Genomic DNA, 15,689 nt, shown 5'->3' on the forward strand with positions numbered 1-15,689 from the left:
GAGGCGAACTCGCCGACCGCCCCGATGAGCGTGCTCGACGACCGCGGCACCCGCTCGGCAGCCGTCAATCCGTTGATCCGGGTACTCGAGGACGCCATGCGGTTCTACTTCGAGTTCCATTTCGACCAGGGCGAGGGATACCTCGCGCATCTGCACGATCCGCTGGCCGCGGGCGTGGCGCTCGATCCGGATCTGGTGACGACGCGACCGGCCACCATCGACGTCGAGCTGACCGGCACACTGACCCGCGGCATGACGATTGCCGACTGGTCCGGCCGTTGGGGACGAGAACCCAACGCGCTCATCGGTGTTGACGTGGATCCTGCCGCATTCTTCGACCAGTTCATCGCGCGCGTCGGCCGATTCGCCCGCGATCTGACCTGACCTGGGGTTGAATGGCGGCATCCCGAGGTGGGAGGCGCGCCATGCGCACGCTGTGGCAACGACCGGAACCGTCAGCAGGTTCGCCGTCGAACCCGGCCGAGATCGCCGACCGGGCGCTGCATCGCCGTGCCGTCGAGGCGGTTATCTGGGGCGTGCCCGCGGTCAACTTCGAACTGATGCGTCGCCAGATGGTGAAGCTGGGTGGGTCGGCGAACCAGATCGTGTTCTGGTCTCGGCCGATCACCTGGAAGAACCAGACGCTGACACCCAACCCCGACACGATCTACGTGATGCCGTTCCTCAACACCGAAGAAGCCGGGCCGGTGGTGCTGGAGATCCCGCCTGCCGGCGCGGGAACGATCGTCGGGTCGGTAGACGACTGCTGGCAGACCGCGATAGCCGACGTCGGGCCCGCGGGCGTTGACGAGGGTCAAGGAGCCAAGTACCTCGTCCTGCCCCCTGATCATCCGGGTGAAGTGCCCGACGGGTACATCCCGTTGCGGTCACCGACCTACCAGTCCTTTGCGTTGCTGCGGTCCAACTACCGCAGCGCTGACGATGCCGGGATCGCCGACGCCGTCGCGTATGCGAAACACGTTCGGGTGTATCCGCTGTCGGAGGCGGCCGATCCACCGCAGACAACGTTCATCGATGCGATCGACGTTCTGTTCGACGCAACCATTCCCTACGACGCCCGATACTTCGATGCACTGAACAGCATCGTGCAGGCGGAGCCGTGGCTGGCCCGTGACAGGGCGATGATCGACTCGCTGAAAACGATCGGCATCGAGAAGGGCAACCCCTTCACCCCCGCCGGCAAGGCGCGAAGAATCCTCGAGGCCGCCGCTCATGAGGCGCACGCCTGGCTGGTCAACCGGTGGAAGACATCATATTTTCCGCCCGCGTACTTCGACGGCGGACATTGGCACGTGCCCGCCTCCGACGAGGTCGTCAAGGGAATGATGTCGAACTTCGCCGACCCCGGCAGCTACCCGGTCGACAGCCGTGCGGTGACCTATTCCGTCGCTTTCTTCAGCGCCAAAGAGCTTGGTGCAGGCCAGTTTTACCTGATGTGCACCAAGGACAAGGCGGGCAATACTTTGTCAGGAGATGGCACCTACCGTCTGCGCGTACCCGCATCTGCACCGGTGCGGCAATACTGGTCGGCCACCGCCTATGACGGGGCGACACATGCGCTGATCCGTAACACTCCGTGGTCCAGCCGGTCATCCACCTCCCCCGAGCTCACGACGAACGCAGACGGGTCGGTCGACATCTACTTCGGTCCACAAGCGCCCGACGGCTTTTCGTCGAACTGGGTTCCCACGAAGGCGTGCAACACCTTCGAGGTGATCTTCCGGTTCTACGGTCCGGAGCAAGCACTGTTCGACAAGGCCTGGAAGCTGCCGGACATCGAGAAGACCCACTGAACTACTCGTAGATCCCTTCCAGGTACCACCGCCGCTGGCGGTAGCACAGCAACAGCGCCTGGCCCGGGTCTCCGTCGACCAGCACCTGTGCCCGTGCGGTACGGCCCGCCTTGCGTTCCGGATCCCACCACCGTTCGTCAACCGGCCACGGCCCCGCCCACCAGGACAACGCGCCTTCCCTGGCCGGGGAGGCAAGCCGTGCAGGCTCCGCCGAGAACAGTCCCCTGTTGGTCACCCGGACCGGATTGCCTTGGCCGTCAAGCACTTCGACGGGGTCGTCGAGCAGCACGCTCGGCGAGGGCTCAGGCAGTTGCCCCGGCCACGGCTGCCCGGGGTCGGCCCGCGGTACGGGCTCATCACCCAACGGCGTCAACGTGATGCGCTCGGCGGGTCCACGGCCTCCGCTGAGCACCGGCACCTGCACGGCCTCCGGTCCGAGCAGACCCTGCACGCGAATCAGCGCACGACGGGCACGCAGCCGGTCCTCCTCACCCATGCCACCCCACAGCGGCAGTTGCAACGCCTCGGCCGACACCACCTCCACCGGTTGCAGCCGCAACACGGTGATCGGCGCGGTTGGTCTGTCGTTGGGATTGCGGCGATTCAGCCAGCCGTCCAACTGCCAGCGCACCCGGTCGGCGGTGGCGTCCTCGGTCAGCGGTTCCGCACAACGCCAAACCCGGCTCAGTTCTTCACCGTTGGCGGTCACGGCATGGATGGCCAGCCTGGTGCAGCCGACACCGGTCGACTCGAGGCTGCGATGCAGGTCGCTGGCGAGCGACCTGCCTGCGAACGCCGCGGCATCCACCCGGTCGATCGGCGGGTCGCAGTCCATCACGGCGTCGAGGTCCGCAGGCGGTTCGCGTCCCGACGGCCCCCGGCCGGGTTCGGCGCGGGCGAAGCGATGTGCGGCTATCGCATCGGCCCCGAACCGCGATGCCACGTCGGCTCGGGATAACGCGGCGAACTGCCCGATGTTTCGGATACCCATGCGCCACAACAGATCCACCAGGTCTTCGCGGCCCGGGGCCGCCAGACTGGGCTCGGTGGCCAGCTGACGGATGGACAGCGCCGACAAGAACGCCGCGTCCTTGCCCGCCTCGATGATCCGCCCGGCGCGCGCGGCGAAGACCGCGGTGGGCAGCCGGTCGGCGATACCCACCTGGCATTCGGCACCGGCAGCCGCCACCGCATCGACCAACCGTTCCGCGGCCGCCTGCTCGGAGCCGAAGTAGCGCGCCGCACCGCGTACCGGCAACACCAGCAGGCCCGGCCGCAGTACCTCGGCACGCGGCACCAGGTCGTCCACTGCAGTCGTCACGTTCTCGAAGTGCCTGGCATCGCGTGCCGGGTCGGCGGTGACGACGTGCAGCTGTGGGCACCTGGCCTGAGCTTCCCGACGACGCAGGCCGCGACGCACGCCGACAGTGCGTGCCGACGCCGAGCAGGCGATAACCCGGTTGGCCAGTGTGACCGCCACCGGAGACGTCGGGGACAGATCAGCCGCAACCGCCGCAGCCACCGCAGGCCAATCCATGCACCAGATGGCCAGCACCCGTGACGCGCTCATTCGCCTACCGCACGCACCGACCCGAAGTTTCGTCCCCTCGCCCGCATGTCCAACCGGACCTTGCTGATCCGGCCGCACCCGGATGTGGGTCTACCGTCACTGCCGCCGGTCACTTCGTAGCCGCTGACCCTGGCCTCCAGTCGAGCCGATGCGCCATGCCAGTCACCGCCGGTGACCAACAGCGTGCAACCCTTCTGGCGCGCGCGGGCGACCACCGCCCGCGCCCGTGTCGCGGGCACGCAGCGGCCGGCAAGACCGAGCACGACCAGATCCATGCCGTCCATCAGCACCGCTGCCACCTCGACGGGATCTGCTCCCGGTTCGGGAATGACGGCGAGCCGGCTCAGGTCCGCACCCATCTCGACGGCCGCAAGCAGACCGACGTCGGGCTGGCCGACAATGGCCGCATGCCCACCCGCTGCCGTCACTGCGGCCACCATGCTCAGCGACAGTGACCGTGCACCCGACAGCACCGCCACCGTTCCCCTCGGCAATGAGGTCGGTTGCACTTCGGCCTGGTCGAACCTCCCGCTTGCCGGGGACGATTCGGGTAACGGCAGCAAACTTTCCGACTCGGGAAGCACATCGTTGGACGACAGCTGGCCGCGACGGCCCTGCCCCACCTTCCCGGATATCGCCGCCATCTTGCGGCGCAGGTGTTCTACCTGATCAGCACGGTCAACCCGATGCAGATCAAGGCTCATCGCCGTCGTCACAACAGCACCTTCCGCCTCATCCGAATCATGGCTGATTCGAAAGTATGTTCGATAGAACGAGTAAACACCCGCCCACCGACACCGTCAAGCGTCAGCAGCCCAATATGGGGGTTCCACCGGCGTACGCCTGCGGCTGAATAGCCGGGGAATTCTTCGCATATCGGATAAGGTTTCGAACGACGACCGCATTGACAGCGGTCCTACAGCAAGTCGGGGGACAGATAGGACAATGATGACGACACGTCGTTCGGCACGTCGCATTCCGGCCATCGCCGGAGCCGCCGCGATCATCGCCCTTGTCGGGCTTTCCGCCGCATGCGCGAAGGAAGAGGAGAAGGCTCCCGAGACCTCGACCACGACGACCACCACAACCACCACGGCACCTGCCGAGCCGACCGAGAAGGCACCGCGACTCGATCCCGGTGGACCGAATCCGTTCTCACCGTCGGTCCTGGCACCTCCGGCGCCCACGGCGCCTCCGGGCGACAACTAGCGCACCGCGGTGCCCGGTTGGCGAACTGGCGCCGGGCACCGGCTGCTGGCGCTGATCGCGGTGGCAGGGGTGCTTTTGCTTGCGTCGGATCTGCGGATCACCCATGCGGACAACACGCCTCGGCTGATCGGCGGACCCTTTGCGCTTCTGCTCGGCGCCTCAACCGATCTGGGACCCTCGCACCGCGTCGACACCCAGCTGACGGCCGAACTTCGCGACTCGACCCGGCCGACTCGGCTGGTCGGCTGGGCGCGTAGCCAAGGCTTGTCCGTGCGATGGCAGCCGGGCAAGAACTGGGCCGTCATCGAGGGCGAGGCTGACAAGGTGGGCTCCGCGTTCGACGTCGAGGTACACGACTATCGCGGCCAACGCGGCCAGCTGTTCTATGCGTCCCCGCAGCAGCCGTCGGTGCCCGAGGAAGTGCGCCCAGAGGTCGTCGAGCTGGGCCGAATCCTGAGCTACATCCCGCATCACGAGTCGAAACCACCGATGCTGCCCCGCGACGTACCCGACCAAGGGTTGCAGCCCAGCTCGCTGCGCAACACCTACAACGTGACCCCACTGGCCTCGGCCGGTTTCACCGGCAAGGGCCAGACCATCGTGATCTTCGCGTTCGACGGCTTCGACCAGGCCGACCTGGACAGCTTCGCGACGCTGTACAACTTGCCGAAGTTCACCCCCACCCTGGTCGGCGGCCAACCGTCGGCACCGCGCGGTGAGACGACGATGGACCTCGAAGTCGCCCATGCCGTTGCGCCGGATGCGAAGAAGGTGGTCATCAACGCCCGACCGACCGTCGAGGGCGACGGCGGTGTCTACGAGAAGATCGCGCAGATGTTGGCGTCGGCCGACCGGCAGTTCCCCGGTGCGGTGTGGAGCTTCTCCATCGGCTGGGGCTGCGACAAGCTGATTACCGCAGCCGATCTGGCGCCGGTGCGGTCGGCGCTCGCGGCCGCCCACGCCAATGGCACGACGGCTTTCAACGCCAGCGGTGACCTCGCGGGCCTGGAATGCAAAGGCGGCCAGGACTGGTCGTCGCCACCGAGTGACGCCGATATCGGGCTCGACTCCGTCGCGTCGCTGCCGGAGATGACCGATGTGGGCGGCACCACCCTGTCCACCGACGCCGCAGGCGTATGGCAGTCCGAACAGGCCTGGTTCGACGTGCCGCTGTCGCTGGGCAGCGGCGGCGGGGTGTCCGCACTGTTCGACCGGCCGCCGTGGCAACGCGCGGTATTGCCGAACAGGGATCGGGGCCGCAGGCTCACCCCGGACGTCTCCGCTGTGGCCGATCAGTTTACCGGCGTGAAGATCGTCTTGAACGGCAAGCAATTGGTCGGCGGCGGAACCTCACAGTCCGCGCCGATCTGGGCGGGCCTCGCCGCGGTGATGAACCAGTACCTCGTCGAGAACGGCGGACAACCACTCGGAGACCTCAATCCGCTGCTGTATCAGGTCGCCGAAGGCTCGAGGCTGCCGGGCTTCCGCGACGTCACCCTCGGCGGCAACGCGGTGGCCGACGCGGCGCCCGGATACGATCTGGTGACCGGACTCGGCACCCCCGACGTCGATAACCTCGTCCGCAATATCCTTGTTCTGCAGAAGTTGACCGCATGAGCACCCCCACCGAAGACTCCCCAACCACGATGGAGTGCCGGGTCTGTCAAACCGACGTTCCCGCAGGCGAATTCTGCGGGCTCTGTGGTGACTTCCTGACCGAGCGGCGTGGAAATGGCCCGTCCTGGTTGCGAATTCGTGCCTACGGGGCCGCCCCCGGCGAGCACCTGCTGCTGCCGTCACTGGCCAGTTCGCTGTTCCCCAACTTGCCGGACAAATCCCGTACACCGTTCCGGATCGTCTTGGTTCTCGTGCTGATCGGGTTGGTGACGTTCGCGACGCTGCGGATGCCTGCGGCGCTGATCACCGTTGCCGCACTCGGGCTCCCGCTGCTTTTCCTGCTGTACCTACGGGAGACGGATGCCTACCGCGATCTCCCCGTCCGTACCCTGCTTCTGACCGCAGGCCTCGGCATCATGCTCGGAGTCGGGTGGGTTCTGTTGACCGGTGCGGCGGTGGCCCGCTCGTACGGCGTCCCGCTTGGCACCGGGATAGCGGCGGGCCGGCTCCTTCGAGAAGGGCTCGGCGTCCCAGTCGGCAGCATGCTTCTCATGCTCGTGCCGGTCGTGGTGGTCCGCCTGCTGCGGCAATCGGGCCGGGAATCATTGGACGGCTTCATGATCGGGGCTCTCGGCGCCCTGACCTTCACCGCCGCCGCCACCATCACGCGGCTGGCGCCGCAGTTCGCCTCCGGCATGGTGGCTCGCGCCCGCCCGGTCTCGTCGCTGCTCGTCGAGGCGGGCATCCGCGGGGTTGCGGTGCCGGTGACGGCCGCCACCGTCGGAGGGCTCATCGGTGCGGCGCTGTGGTTCACCCGCCCACCCAGCAAGGTCCATCAACATCCGGGATACGTGCGTGCCGCGCTGGCTGGATTCGCCACGGCAGTGGTGGCTGTCTACGCCGTGCTCGGACTGGTCGATGTCTCGCACATCCCGCAGTGGCTGCAGTTGATCATTCACCTGTCGGTATCGGTGGTGGCGATTCTGTTGCTGCGCACCGGTATTCACCTGGCACTGCTGCACGAAGAACATGACGAGATCCACTCCGACGAGCCGGTGTTGTGTCCGCACTGCCAGCACGTGGTACCCGATATGGCTTTCTGCCCGGCGTGCGGCGTGGCGACCCACGCTGCGTCCCGGTCATCGCGCAAGGACCGGCGCGAGTCGCGGCCGACGAGCCGCGAGCCCGATGAGCCCACCACCGACGTGACGCATCCCGGCTACTCGGTGATGTCGGGAACCTACGACGCAACACCGGTGCGGCGCACCTCCTACGCCCGGCTGTTGCGGACGTGGGGCACCGGCATCGTGGTGGTCGCGGTCGCGCTCGTTGGCCTTTCCGTGGTCATCCACAAACCGTCCGCGCGCTACACCTGCCCACCGGACTGCGGGCATCCACCCACCGGCGAGCCGGTCGCGGTCAACCCACGGTTCACCGCACCCGACGGATCCTTCTCCGTTTCGCACCCGGCACCGAGTTCGGTCTACCGGATCACCGAGAGCCCGAACGGGATACGGGCAGACTTCCTCGGCGGCGACGGCGGCACCATGCAGTTGATGAGTCGTCCCGCCAACGGACGAACCGCGGAGGACATCGCCAAAGGCCTTGTGAACGAAACCTTCCCGGACACCAAGACCGCCTACCAGATTCCCAACGCGATGGTGGGCTACGTGCCCGGATACGGGTTGGTCGCCGACTGCTGGCCGCAGGGCGCCAACAGCAATTACATGCGGATGCGGGTGATCGCGATGGTGGCGATCAAGAACGACCTCGCCCTCATCGCCGCCGCCGTCGGCCCTTTCCGGCAATTCGGGCCGGATTTCGGGCTGGGCAAGCCGTCAGGCGCGAACCTTCAACTGGCTCTTGACATGGGCAAATACGTCAACAGCTTCAGTTGGCGAGGCGACCCCCCTCGCTGACAATCGCAAATGTTGACATTGACAAATGTCATCATTCGCTGGTGTACTTCGGACGTGGCGGACAACTTACCCGTGCGCGGCTCGATGAGGAGCCGTGGCGCGGCCGCGATCAGCAGCGTGACCCTGCGACAGGTGAGTGCGGTGCTTCCGCCCGAGCGGGCATGGGGCCTGTGGGCGTCGCGCCGGATCGTCTCCGGGGTCATGGACACCCTCGGCCCGTCGCTGGCCGGAACGCAGGTCGAGCGCGTCGACGTACGGATACCCGATGGCGGCAGGGTGATCGGTGAATGGGTCCTTGCAGCGGGCGTGCGTCGCGAAGACCGCGCGATCTACTACGTGCACGGCAGCGGATACGCGCTGTGCTCGCCCCGCACTCACCGCCGGCTGACGGCATGGCTGTCGGCGCTGACCCGGCTGCCCGTATTCGTCGTCGACTACCGGCTGGCGCCTCGTCATCGATTCCCCGCCGCTGCTACCGATGTGCGGACCGGCTGGGACTGGCTGACCGACCAGCACGGCCTGGCGCCGCAGCGCCTGATCATCGCGGGCGACTCGGCAGGCGGTCACCTGGCCGTCGACATGCTGCTGCAGCCCGACGTCGCCCACCCGGCATCGATGGTTCTGATGTCGCCGCTCATGGACCTCTCCTTCGAGCTGTCGCGTACCAGAGAAGCGTTGCGGCGTGACCCGGCGATCCGGGTCCGCGACGCCAAGCGGCTCGTCGGGTTGTACTACGCGCAAAGCGATCTCGCGCATCCGCGTCTGACGCTCGACGTCGCGGGCGGGCGGGCGCTGCCGCCGACGCTCGTCCAGGCGGGCGGCGCCGAAATGCTCGTCGCCGATGCCAGGCGGTTGGCCTCCGACATCATCGCTGCAGGCGGCGAGTGCGAACTGCAGGTCTGGCCGGACCAGGTACACGTCTTCCAAGCACTGCCCCGGCTGACCCCGGAGGCGGCGCCCGCGATGAGAAACATCGCGCAATTCATCGCGGAGTCGCTCGGCGACTACACCGCAGGCCGGGAAGCAGGTTGAGCGATGGGCATATTCGGATCGCCGAGAAAACGCAGTACCAAGGCTGCCGCGGTCATCACCGGCGCCGGCAGCGGCATCGGGGCGGCGTTCGCCACCGAGCTCGCCCGCCGAGGGGGCAGGGTCGTCTGCAGCGACATCGACGAAACCACCGCGCGGACAACGGCCGACAGTATCGTCGCCGCGGGCGGTGACGCGTTGGCGACACGATGCGATGTCGTTCAACTCGACGACGTCATCCAACTCGCGAAGGTGTCACAGGACTGGCTCGGCGGTCCGCCGACGATGGTGATCAACAATGCCGGTGTCGGTGCAGGCGGTACGGCCATCGGTGAGACCGAGATCGACGACTGGAACTGGGTGCTCGGCATCAACCTGTGGGGGCCGATTCACGGCTGCCATGTCTTCGCGCCGATACTCCGTGAGGCCGGCTATGGCGGCATCATCAACGTCGCATCCGCCGCCGCATTCGCTGCGGCACCGGGGATGGCCGCTTACAACGTGAGCAAGGCGGGCGTGCTCTCGCTGTCGGAGACATTGTCCGCCGAACTCAGCGGCACCGGCGTCAACGTCACGGCGCTGTGCCCGACGTTCGTCAAGACCAACATCGTCGATTCCGGCCGGATCACCGGCAAGTCGACCGAGCTGGGCGACCGGCTGATGCGTTGGACCGGGTTCTCCCCCGATCGGGTGGCCCGCACCTGCCTGGACACCCTTGATCGTGGCGGCCTGTACTGCATGCCGCAACCCGATGCCCGGATCGGTTGGGGCATCAAACGTTTCACGCCGACGGTGTACACCCGCGCCGCCGGACTCAGCACCCGTTTCGCGACCTAGTAGGAGGATCTTGTGGCGATCGACATGGACGTCATGCTGGCGAAGATCAAGGACCGCCAATGGGCACTCGCCGACATCGACTGGGATGCGCCGGGCGCCGAGTTCATCACCGACGAGCAGCGGCCCCAACTGAAGGCGTTCATGGCCGACCTGTGCTGGATCGAGAACATCGGAGCCAGAGGGTTCGCGGCGCTGGCGAAAAAGGCGCCGACTCCCACCATCGCCGAGATCTACCGGTACTTCCACGCCGAGGAGCAACGGCACGCGAACGCCGAACTGGCGCTGATGAAGCGCTGGGGGATGCTCGACGACGGTGAGATGCCCGAGCCGAACGTCAACATCCGGCTGGCGATGAATTGGCTGGACCGGTTCGCCGACGGCATGTCGCTCGCGGTGCTCGGCACCGTGATCCCGATGCTCGAGGTCGCTCTCGACGGGGCACTGCTCAAGTTCCTCCTCGAAGAAGTCAACGACCCGGTATGCCATCAAGTTTTCGAGAAGATCAACAACGACGAGTCACGGCATTTGGCAGTCGATTTCGAGGTTCTCGACATGATCGGCAATGCGAAGGCGCGCAAGCTCGCAATCGACTTCGTCGGCAGCGTCGCATCGCCGGGTCTGATCCTCGGCACCATCATGTACGTGCCCCTGCTCAACCGGGTGCGCAACGAGATCGTCGCGATGGGCCTGCGGCCCGAGCGGCTGTACAAGGCCGTTCAGCGCTTCTCCACCCTCGGTGAGCGCGGCCAGCACACCCGCCGCGTACCCACCTACCGTGTGCTCAAGCGGCACGCGGGCTGGGTAACCAACCCGCGTCACCCATATCATCTGCTGGCCAACTCCATGGTGTGGCTGTCGGACCGCTACCCCAGGCAACTGCTCAGCCCGATCCCGTCGTGGTTCGACGAACTCACCCACGAGCCGGCGGCGTGACATGGCTGATACCAAGGTGTACGACACGCTGATCGTCGGTGCCGGCTTCACCGGCATCGGTACCGCGATCAAACTGACCCAGGCCGGTGTCGACGACTTCGTGATCCTGGAACGCGAGGACCGCGTTGGCGGCACCTGGCGGGACAACACGTATCCCGGTGCGGCATGCGATGTTCCATCGCTGCTGTATTCGTTTTCGTTCGTGAAGAACCCGAACTGGTCACGGGCGTACTCGCCGGCCGGTGAGATCTGCGAACACATCGAGGGCATGGTCGACGCATTCGACCTGCGAAGGCGCATTCAGTTCGGCGTCGAGGTCAACAAGCTCGACTTCGACGAAGACGAGGGCGTCTGGACGCTGACCACCGTGGCGCGCAAACGATTCCGGGCCCGCACCGTGGTGCTGTCGTCCGGGCCGCTGCCCGACCACAAATGGCCGGACATCCGCGGCCTCGACAGCTACCGGGGCCACAAGATCCACAGCGCGCGGTGGGACCATGACTACGACTTCGCCGGAAAGCGAGTAGCGGTCATCGGCACCGGCGCCAGCGCCGTGCAGATTGTCCCCGAACTGGTGAAGCGCGCCGAGTTCGTCAAGGTTTTCCAGCGCACACCCGGCTGGGTCATGCCCCGGCTGGACGTCTCAATGCCGGCCGCGGCGAAGGAAGTCTTCGCGAAAGTGCCTGTCACTCAAGAGCTTGCCCGCCAGGCACTGTACTGGGGTCACGAAGTCACCGCGACCGCCATGGTCTGGAACACTCCGCTCACGTCGCTTGTCGCCCGACTGGGCAAGGCGCACATCCGGTCGCAGGTGTCCGATCCGTGGCTGCGACGGCAGCTCACCCCGGACTTCACCCCCGGCTGTAAGCGGATGCTGATCTCCAGCGACTACTACCCAGCGCTGCAGCGGGACAACTGCAAGCTCATCGACTGGCCGATCGCCACGATGAGCCCCGCCGGGATCCGCACCAGCGACGGGGTCGAGCACCACCTGGACTGCATCGTGTTCGCCACCGGGTACGACGTGCATCTGACCGGACCGCCATACCCGATCACCGGGATCGGCGGACGAACCCTGCGCGAAGAGTGGGCCGACGGCGCGCAGGCGTACAAGAGCGTCAACGCCCACGGCTACCCCAACCTGTTCTTCATGACGGGGCCGAACTCCGGGCCCGGCCACAACTCGCTGCTCGTCTACGTCGAGGGGCAGATTCAGTACGCGGTCAGCGCGATCACCACGGTCCTCCGGGAGAATCTGCGCTATCTCGACGTCAGAGCGGACGTGCAGCGACGGTACAACCGGCGAATCCAGAAGCGGCTTACCAAGACGACCTGGATGACGGGCTGCAGCAGCTGGTACCTGACGAAGGACGGCTTCAACGCTTCGATGTACCCGGGCTTCGCCACCCAGTATCTTCGTCAGATGCGGGACTTCCGATTCAGCGACTACACCGCGCACGAAAAAGCCGTCGTGCCAGCGGTCACGTCAACGGCCTGAGATGGCTGCGGCCAGGCAGCCACGACAAAACGCGGGGGCGATCTCGACGATCCTCGCCGGTCTGCGTCGTGCGCCCCGCCAGATCCGCAGAAGCTCGCGCGACGTCATCGAGACCGCGGTGTCGCAGCTGTTCGACGCCGCCGTCCAACCGCACGGTATCGCCGCGTCCGGTGAGTACCGGATCGAGGAGCTCGCCCAGCTGGCGAGCACCACCACCCGCAACATCCGCGTCTACCGGGACCGCGGCCTGCTTCATCCACCGTTGCGGGTGGGCCGGATCGTGTTGTTCAACGACACCCACCTCACCCGCCTGCGGCTGATCACGTCCCTGCTCGACCGGGGCTACAACATCTCCCACGTCCACGAGATGTTGTCGGCGTGGGAGCAGGGCAAGGACGTCGGCGACATGCTGGGGCTGGAGAACGCGATCGCCGGCAGCTGGGCCACGGAGAAGCCCGAACGGATGAGCGTCGCCGACGCCAAGCGGCTGGTCGACGACGAAACCGGGTTCGAGCGCATGCTGGGCCTCGGAGTGATCCGGCTCGAAGACGGCGAAGCGGTAGTCGTGCGGCCCAAGCTGATCGCGGCGTTCAACGACATCCGTCAGTACGGCGTCGAGACGGGCAGGCTGATCGACGTCCATGAACAGGTCGCACCGCTGATCGATCAGATCAGCGACATTCTGGTGCAGGCCGGCGTCGAGCAGGTCATCGACCGCCTCAAGCCGGGGGCGGCCCTGCCCGCCGATACCGAGATGGCCGAGCTGATCACGATGCTTGTGCGGTTGCGCACCCAGGCGGTCTCCGCGGTGTCGGCAACGCTTGCGTTTTCGATCGAGTCGTCCATCGAGTCGGCGGTCGGTCAGATTCTCGGCGACCTCATCGAGAAAGAGGCGGACACCGAACCGCCGCCGGAAGCCTGATCACTCCCATTCGATGGTCCCCGGCGGCTTGCTGGTCACGTCCAGCACAACCCGGTTGACCTCGGGTACCTCGTTGGTGATGCGGGTGGAGATGCGCTCGAGTACCTCGTAGGGCACCCGCGTCCAGTCCGCGGTCATGGCATCCTCGCTGGACACCGGCCGAAGCACGATGGGGTGACCATAGGTGCGACCGTCGCCCTGCACCCCGACCGACCGGATGTCGGCCAGCAGCACCACCGGGCACTGCCAGATCTGGTTGTCCAGGCCCGCCGCGGTCAGCTCCTCGCGCGCGATAGCGTCGGCGCGACGCAGGGTCTCGAGCCGACCCGCCGTTACCTCACCGATGATGCGTATCGCCAGACCGGGCCCTGGGAATGGTTGTCGCGCAACGATTTCCTCGGGCAGGCCGAGCTCACGGCCGACGGCGCGCACTTCGTCCTTGAACAGCAACCGCAGGGGCTCGACGAGCCTGAACTTCAGGTCGTCGGGCAGGCCACCGACGTTGTGGTGGCTCTTGATGTTTGCCGTGCCGGATCCGCCGCCCGACTCCACCACGTCGGGATAGAGCGTGCCCTGCACAAGAAAGTCGACGTCGGATCCTGTGTCTCCCACGATGTCTCGGACCGCGCCCTCGAAAGCCCGGATGAACTCGCGGCCGATGATCTTGCGCTTGCCCTCCGGGTTGGTCACCGCGGCAAGCGCTTCGAGGAACCGGTTCTCAGCGTCGACGGTGACCAGATTGGCGCCGGTCGCGGCGACGAAGTCACGCTGCACCTGCGCCCGCTCGCCCGCCCGCAACAGCCCATGGTCGACGAACACACAGGTCAGCCGGTCGCCGATGGCGCGCTGCACGAGGGCGGCGGCGACGGCCGAGTCGACCCCACCGGACAGGCCGCAGATCGCCCGTCCGTCACCGATCTGCGCGCGCACCTGTTCGACCAAGCTGTCGGCGATGTTCGACGGGGTCCATGCCGAGTCGATCCCCGCGAATTCGTGCAGAAATCGGCTGAGCACCTGCTGGCCGTGCGGGGTGTGCATCACCTCGGGGTGGTACTGGACACCTGCCAGGCTGCGCGCCGGGTTCTCGAACCCCGCGACCGGTGCACCCGCGCTGCTGGCCACCACCTCGAAGCCTTCCGGTGCGGCGGTCACGGCGTCGCCGTGGCTCATCCACACCGGCTGAGTGTCCGGCAGGTCCAGATGTAGTTGCCCGCCAGAGACATTCAGCTCGGTGCGACCGTACTCGCTGGTGCCGGTGTGGGCGACCGTGCCGCCGAGTGTCTGCGCCATCGCCTGGAACCCGTAGCAGATACCGAACACCGGAATACCCAGGTCGAACACGGCGGGGTCGAGCTGCGGAGCGCCTTCTTCGTACACGCTCGACGGACCGCCGGACAGCACGATGGCCTGCGGGTCCTTGGCCTTGATCTCGTCGATGGACGCGGTGTGCGGAATGACCTCTGAGTACACCCGTGCCTCACGGACGCGACGCGCGATCAGTTGCGCGTACTGCGCTCCGAAGTCGATCACCAGTACGGGGCGCGGGGATGCCGGTTGCACCTGCTCAGTCTACGGGCGGGGGCCCCGCCGGTTGAGGCGCCAGCCCTGCACTCACCAATGTTAATCTTGTAAACATCACGCTGAGGCGGAGGGGGATCCACTGACCACGCGACGATCCCGTGCCGCCGCCGACACGTATCACCACGGGAATCTGCGCCAGGCGCTTCTCGAGCACGCCGTCGAACTCGCCAGGACGGGCGGGCCGGAGGCGGTGGTGTTGCGCGACGTTCAGCGGATGGCCGGGGTCAGCAACTCGGCGGCGTATCGGCACTACGCTGACCGCGAAGCGCTGCTTGCCGCGGTGACCGAACATGCGGAGACGCGACTGGCAGATGCGATGGTCGCCCGGATGAACACGGTGGCCAGCCGGGGACCGAAGGCCAACCGGGCGCTCGGGCGCCTGCGCGCCACCGGCCAGGGCTACATCGACTTCGCCCTCGCCGAACCAGGCTTGTTCAGAACTGCTTTCGCGCACTCCGGAGCGGGCCGCGGTACGCATTTACGCGAGGCCGACGGCGCCGAGACCCAGATGAAAAGCCACCATCCATTCCACATTTTGATCAGGTGCATCGACGATCTGGTGAGCGTCGGCGTACTCTCCGCCGATCGCCGCGACGGCCTCGACGAGGCCGTGTGGGCCGCCGTACACGGTCTGTCCATGCTGTTTCTCGACGGCCCCCTCAGCGAGGTCGACGCGCACCGCAAGCAGCTGATGGCCGACCGGCTGCTCGACCTCATCGGCGGCGGACTGCGGTGACGCCGGGCTAAATGTTGACAGCAC

At 66.6% G+C, this 15,689-nt stretch carries 14 protein-coding genes; 11 read left to right on the forward strand and 3 right to left on the reverse strand.

From position 1 onward, the window contains the following. Both QOJ24_RS12100 and QOJ24_RS12105 read left to right on the forward strand, forming a co-directional pair. Nucleotides 1-384 (forward strand): nucleoside hydrolase (locus tag QOJ24_RS12100; protein WP_526261420.1); only part of this gene is annotated, 384 nt, incomplete at its 5' end. 41 nt (nt 385-425) lie between these two features. Next, complete coding sequence (locus QOJ24_RS12105) at nt 426-1,814, forward strand: DUF1254 domain-containing protein (protein WP_526261422.1); 1,389 nt, start codon at nt 426-428, stop codon at nt 1,812-1,814. 1 nt (nt 1,815) lies between these two features. Here the strand turns inward: QOJ24_RS12105 and QOJ24_RS12110 are convergent, their stop codons facing one another. Further along, nucleotides 1,816-3,384, reverse strand: a complete 1,569-nt coding sequence (locus QOJ24_RS12110) for a DNA polymerase Y family protein (RefSeq protein WP_526261424.1) — start codon at nt 3,382-3,384, stop codon at nt 1,816-1,818. Next, nucleotides 3,381-4,100, reverse strand: coding sequence for a DnaE2-dependent mutagenesis accessory factor ImuA' (gene imuA', locus QOJ24_RS12115; protein WP_526261425.1), 720 nt, complete (start codon nt 4,098-4,100; stop codon nt 3,381-3,383). Before imuA' ends, QOJ24_RS12110 begins: the two co-directional genes overlap by 4 nt. A 229-nt stretch (nt 4,101-4,329) precedes the next feature. On the opposite strand from imuA', the gene QOJ24_RS12120 reads away from it, so the two are divergent. Genes QOJ24_RS12120 through QOJ24_RS12155 form a run of 8 tightly spaced genes read left to right on the forward strand, consistent with a single transcriptional unit; the run spans nt 4,330 to nt 13,348 of the window. Then, nucleotides 4,330-4,593, forward strand: coding sequence for a hypothetical protein (locus QOJ24_RS12120; protein WP_526261427.1), 264 nt, complete (start codon nt 4,330-4,332; stop codon nt 4,591-4,593). A gap of 9 nt (nt 4,594-4,602) precedes the next feature. Next, the gene (locus QOJ24_RS12125; RefSeq protein ID WP_526261429.1) at nt 4,603-6,210 is read left to right on the forward strand and encodes a S53 family peptidase; all 1,608 of its coding nucleotides are present in this window, start codon (nt 4,603-4,605) and stop codon (nt 6,208-6,210) included. After that, nucleotides 6,207-8,129, forward strand: coding sequence for an Rcat domain-containing protein (locus tag QOJ24_RS12130; RefSeq protein ID WP_526261431.1), 1,923 nt, complete (start codon nt 6,207-6,209; stop codon nt 8,127-8,129). The genes QOJ24_RS12125 and QOJ24_RS12130 overlap by 4 nt, the downstream gene beginning before the upstream one ends. A gap of 54 nt (nt 8,130-8,183) precedes the next feature. After that, a complete protein-coding gene (locus QOJ24_RS12135) occupies nt 8,184-9,161 on the forward strand; it encodes an alpha/beta hydrolase (RefSeq protein WP_526261433.1) in 978 nt (325 codons plus the stop codon). Between the two features lie 3 nt (nt 9,162-9,164). Continuing rightward, on the forward strand, nt 9,165-9,995 hold the full coding sequence (locus tag QOJ24_RS12140) for an SDR family NAD(P)-dependent oxidoreductase (protein WP_526261435.1): 831 nt from the start codon (nt 9,165-9,167) through the stop codon (nt 9,993-9,995). A 12-nt stretch (nt 9,996-10,007) separates the two neighbouring features. Next, complete coding sequence (locus QOJ24_RS12145) at nt 10,008-10,928, forward strand: ferritin-like domain-containing protein (protein WP_526261436.1); 921 nt, start codon at nt 10,008-10,010, stop codon at nt 10,926-10,928. A gap of 1 nt (nt 10,929) precedes the next feature. Then, nucleotides 10,930-12,426: a flavin-containing monooxygenase gene (locus tag QOJ24_RS12150; protein ID WP_526261438.1), complete on the forward strand. Its 1,497-nt coding sequence runs from the start codon at nt 10,930-10,932 to the stop codon at nt 12,424-12,426. A 1-nt stretch (nt 12,427) separates the two neighbouring features. After that, nucleotides 12,428-13,348: a MerR family transcriptional regulator gene (locus tag QOJ24_RS12155; protein WP_526261440.1), complete on the forward strand. Its 921-nt coding sequence runs from the start codon at nt 12,428-12,430 to the stop codon at nt 13,346-13,348. On the opposite strand, the gene guaA is transcribed toward QOJ24_RS12155, so the two are convergent. Further along, nucleotides 13,349-14,908 (reverse strand): glutamine-hydrolyzing GMP synthase, encoded by a 1,560-nt coding sequence (gene guaA, locus QOJ24_RS12160; protein WP_526261442.1) that lies wholly within the window; start codon nt 14,906-14,908, stop codon nt 13,349-13,351. Between the two features lie 151 nt (nt 14,909-15,059). Between guaA and QOJ24_RS12165 the strand changes: the two genes are divergently transcribed. Further along, nucleotides 15,060-15,665 (forward strand): TetR/AcrR family transcriptional regulator, encoded by a 606-nt coding sequence (locus QOJ24_RS12165; protein ID WP_526261462.1) that lies wholly within the window; start codon nt 15,060-15,062, stop codon nt 15,663-15,665. Nucleotides 15,666-15,689 lie beyond the last annotated feature (24 nt).

The sequence above is a fragment of the Mycobacterium sp. genome, assembly GCF_032159775.1.
Classification (GTDB): Bacteria; Actinomycetota; Actinomycetes; order Mycobacteriales; family Mycobacteriaceae; genus Mycobacterium.

Bases quoted from the DNA above. Each gene is read 5' to 3' on its own strand.
- QOJ24_RS12105 (WP_526261422.1), top strand. From the start codon at position 426: ATGCGCACGCTGTGGCAACGACCGGAACCGTCAGCAGGTTCGCCGTCG.
- QOJ24_RS12110 (WP_526261424.1), bottom strand. From the start codon at position 3,384: ATGAGCGCGTCACGGGTGCTGGCCATCTGGTGCATGGATTGGCCTGCG.
- QOJ24_RS12120 (WP_526261427.1), top strand. From the start codon at position 4,330: ATGATGACGACACGTCGTTCGGCACGTCGCATTCCGGCCATCGCCGGA.
- QOJ24_RS12130 (WP_526261431.1), top strand. From the start codon at position 6,207: ATGAGCACCCCCACCGAAGACTCCCCAACCACGATGGAGTGCCGGGTC.
- QOJ24_RS12140 (WP_526261435.1), top strand. From the start codon at position 9,165: ATGGGCATATTCGGATCGCCGAGAAAACGCAGTACCAAGGCTGCCGCG.
- QOJ24_RS12150 (WP_526261438.1), top strand. From the start codon at position 10,930: ATGGCTGATACCAAGGTGTACGACACGCTGATCGTCGGTGCCGGCTTC.
- QOJ24_RS12155 (WP_526261440.1), top strand. From the start codon at position 12,428: ATGGCTGCGGCCAGGCAGCCACGACAAAACGCGGGGGCGATCTCGACG.